At 71.0% G+C, this 3,334-nt stretch carries 2 protein-coding genes; both read right to left on the reverse strand.

Features of this window, described 5'->3' with window-relative positions:
* Positions 1 to 42: 42 nt before the first annotated feature.
* Positions 43 to 1,479, reverse strand: a complete 1,437-nt coding sequence (adeC, locus tag FUT87_RS01185) for an AdeC/AdeK/OprM family multidrug efflux complex outer membrane factor (RefSeq protein WP_147239820.1) — start codon at positions 1,477 to 1,479, stop codon at positions 43 to 45.
* A gap of 1 nt (position 1,480) precedes the next feature.
* Positions 1,481 to 3,334: efflux RND transporter permease subunit (locus FUT87_RS01190; RefSeq protein WP_147239821.1), on the reverse strand; the 1,854-nt coding region annotated here is incomplete at its 5' end.

Raw genomic sequence — 3,334 nt, forward strand, 5'->3', positions numbered from 1 at the left:
CGCAACCGCAACCGCAACCACGGCCGCGGCCGAGACCGGCGCTCAGCCGTTCCAGCCACCGCCCAGCGCCTTGTAGAGCGTCACCCCGTTGGTGAGCCGCGAGAGCCGCATGCCGATCAGCGTCTGCTGCGCGCCGTACCAGGAGCGCTGCGCATCCAGCACGTCCAGGTAGCTATCGACGCCACGCGCGAAGCGGGCATCGGACAGCTTCAGCGCATCGCCGCTCGCCTCGACCAGCGACTGCTGCGCCTGCAGCTGACCGCTCAGCGCCTCGCGCTGCGCCAGCGCGTCCGCCACCTCGCGGAAGGCGGACTGGATCGCCTGCTCGTACTGCGCCACGGCGATGTCGCGCCCGGCGATGGCGCTGTCGAGCGAGGCCCGGTTGCTGCCGCCATCGAAGATCGGCAGGCTGATCTGCGGCAGGAAGGTCCAGGATCCCGAACCGCCCTTGAACAGGCCTGACAGGTCCGCGCTGCCGCTGCCCGCCGAGGCCGTCAGGCTGATGCGCGGATAGAAGGCCGCGCGCGCCGCGCCGATGTTGGCCGTGGCGGCCTTGAGCTTGTGCTCCGACTGCAGCAGGTCGGGCCGGCGCAGCATCAGCTCGGACGGCAGTCCGGCCGGCAGCTCGGGGAGCGCGTTGAGCGAGTCGCCGAGAGCGCCCGGCGCCAGTTCGCCCGGCACCGGCGCGCCCAGCAGCAGCGCCAGCGCATTGCGGTCCTGCGCGATCTGGCCGGTGTAGCGCGCCACGTCCACGCGCGCGCTGTCGACGCTGGTCTGCACCTGCCGCAGCGTCAGCGCCGAGGCGCTGCCCAGCTCGAAGCTGCGCTGGGTCAGCGTGTAGGTGTCGGACTGGCTGCGCAGCGTCTCGCGCGCCAGCGCCAGGCGCTCGAGGTCCGCGGCCCAGGTCAGGTAGGCCGTGGCCACCTCCGCCACCAGCGAGATCTGGGTGCTGCGCCTCGCCTCCTCGGTGGAGAGGTATTGCTCCAGCGCCTGCGCGCTCAGGTTGCGCACGCGGCCGAACAGGTCCAGCTCATAGGCGCTGACGCCCAGCGTCGCGCTGTACTGGTGGCTGGTCAGCGCCTCGCCGCTCGCCGAGAGGCTGGCCGGCGTGCGGGTCGCGGTGCCGCTGCCGCTGGCGCTCAGCGTCGGCAAGGTGGCCGCGTCCTGGATCCGGTACTGCGCGCGGGCCTGCGCGATGTTCAGCACCGCCACGCGCAGGTCGCGGTTGTTGTCGAGCGCCAGCTCGATCAGGCTGCGCAGCTTCGCGTCGGCGAAGAAGGTCCGCCAGCCGACGTCCGCGTTCGCGGCGCCGTTCGCTCCAGCGTCCGCCGGAGCGTCCGGGTAGTGCGCCGGCACCGGCGCGGCGGGACGCTCGTAGCGCGGCGCCAGGTTGACGCAGCCGCTCAGCAGCAGGGCCGCCGCCAGCGCCGTCAGGCCGGGCCAGGTCGGCGAAGGGACCAGGGAGATCAATCGGGTCATGTCAGTGGCCCTCGTTCAACAGGGGGGAGGCATCGGCGGCGGGGGCCCCGGCGGACTCGGCCGCCGCGGGCTTGTTGCGCCCGAACAGTCCCTGCACGACGACGAAGAACAGCGGCACGAAGAAGATCGCCAGCACCGTGCCGGACACCATGCCGCCGACGACGGCCGTGCCGAGCGCGTTCTGCGCGCCGGCGCCGGCGCCCTTGCTGACCATCAGCGGCAGCACGCCGAGGATGAAGGCCAGCGAGGTCATCAGGATCGGCCGCAGGCGCATGCGCGCCGCAGCGATCGCGGCCTCGAGGGTGGACATGCCCTTCGCATGCAGCTCCTTCGCGAACTCGACGATCAGGATCGCGTTCTTCGAGGCCAGGCCGACCGTGGTCAGCAGGCCCACCTGGAAGTAGACGTCGTTCATCTTCCAGGTCAGCACCGCGCCGACCAGCGTGCCCAGCACGCCCAGCGGCACCACCAGCACCACCGAGAACGGGATGGACCAGCTCTCGTACAGCGCCGCCAGGCACAGGAAGACCACCAGGATGGACACCGCGTACAGCAGCCCCGCCTGGCCGCCGGCCTCGCGCTCCTGGCGCGAGACGCCGGTCCACTCGTAGCCGATGCCCGGTGGCAGCGCGGCCGCATGGCGCTCGACCAGGTCCAGCGCCTGGCCGCTGGACAGCGCGCCCGGCAGCGCCATGCCCAGGATCTCCACCGACGGCACGCCGTTGTAGCGCTCCAGGCGCGGGGAGCCCAGGGTCCAGCTGGCGGTGGCGAAGGCGCTGAAGGGCACCATGGTCCCGGCGGCATTGCGGACGAACCAATGGTCGATGTCGCCCGGCAGCATCCGGAACGGCGCATCCGACTGCAGGAAGACCTTCTTCACCCGGCCACGATCGATGAAGTCGTTGACGTAGTTGCTGCCCCAGGCGGTCGAGAAGGTCGCGTTCACGTCGCTCATCGACAGGCCCAGCGCGCCGACCTTGTGCTCGTCGATGTCGAGCCGGAAGTCGGGCGTGTCCTCCATGCCGTTGGGCCGCACGGCGACCAGGCCCGGCTCCTTCATCAGTGCGCCCAGCAGCTGGTTGCGGGCCTGCATCAGCGCGGCATGGCCGAGGTTGGCGCGGTCTTGCAGCATCAGGTCGAAGCCGCTTGCATTGCCCAGCTCCGACACCGCGGGCGGCACGATCGCGAAGACCGTCGCGTTGCGGATCTTCGACAGCGTCTCCATCGCCCGTCCGGCCACCGCCGCGGCCTTCAGCTCCGGCCGGACGCGGTCGCCCCAGGGCTTGAGCTTCACGAAGGCGAAGCCGGCGTTCTGGCCGCTGCCCGCGAAGCTGAAGCCCGCCACGGAGAAGATGGCGTCCACCGCGTCTTTCTGCTCGACCAGGAAGTGATGGTCGACCTGCTGGAGCACCTCCTGCGTCCTGGCCTGCGTGGCGCCGGGCGGCAGTTGCACCAGCGTGAACAGCGTGCCCTGATCCTCTTCCGGCAGGAAGCCGGCGGGGATCTTGCTGAAGACGAATCCAACCACCGCCACCAGCACCGCGTAGCCGGCCATGTAGCGCCAGCCGCGGCCCAGCATGTGCTGCACGATGCCCTGGTAGCGGCGGTTGCCACGGTCGAAGGCGCGGTTGAACGCGCCGAAGAAGCCGGTCGTCGCCAGCGCATGGCCCTTGGCCACCGGCTTGAGCAGCGTCGCGCACAGCGCCGGCGTCAGGATCATCGCCACCAGCACCGACAGTGTCATCGCCGACACGATGGTCACGGTGAACTGGCGGTAGATCACGCCGGTCGAGCCGCCGAAGAAGGCCATCGGCACGAAGACCGCCGCCAGCACCAGCGCCACGCCGACCAGCGC

It is taken from the genome of Mitsuaria sp. TWR114, from assembly GCF_007997345.1.

Bases quoted from the DNA above. Each gene is read 5' to 3' on its own strand.
- adeC (WP_147239820.1), bottom strand. From the start codon at position 1,479: ATGACCCGATTGATCTCCCTGGTCCCTTCGCCGACCTGGCCCGGCCTG.